The organism is Bacillus sp. SIMBA_074, assembly GCF_046534555.1.
In the GTDB taxonomy this organism is placed as follows: Bacteria; Bacillota; Bacilli; order Bacillales; family Bacillaceae_G; genus Bacillus_A; species Bacillus_A mycoides.
Genome location: NZ_JAWRYM010000368.1, coordinates 1 through 283, shown reverse-complemented (window position 1 = coordinate 283; position 283 = coordinate 1). Strand labels below are relative to the sequence as shown.

At 44.9% G+C, this 283-nt stretch carries 1 pseudogene; it reads right to left on the bottom strand.

Features of this window, described 5'->3' with window-relative positions:
• Window positions 1-135: 135 nt before the first annotated feature.
• Window positions 136-283, bottom strand: a pseudogene (locus tag SB773_RS31200) (multidrug effflux MFS transporter); the annotation flags it as partial.

Below are 283 nucleotides of genomic sequence, written 5' to 3'. Positions count from 1 at the left end.
CGTCTCGAAAAGATTTGGGCGGAGTCTGGAATCGCCAAATTTGGAATGAATCTGTTAATGGGCTCAAAAGCTAAATAAAGGCAGCGGCAGTCTCGGACTTTTTTGTCTTGTCCGAACTACCACTGCCTTATTTGTTTAGATCTTCGCTTGAGCCCTCATGTTCAGCCTTCTACTGACAAGCACCATGAAAAAGGCCAGCAGGAGGAAATAAAGAGGCATGGTCACTAACGATCCATTATGCAGATAGCTCATTCCACTGGTAATGAGGCTGACAACAACATAG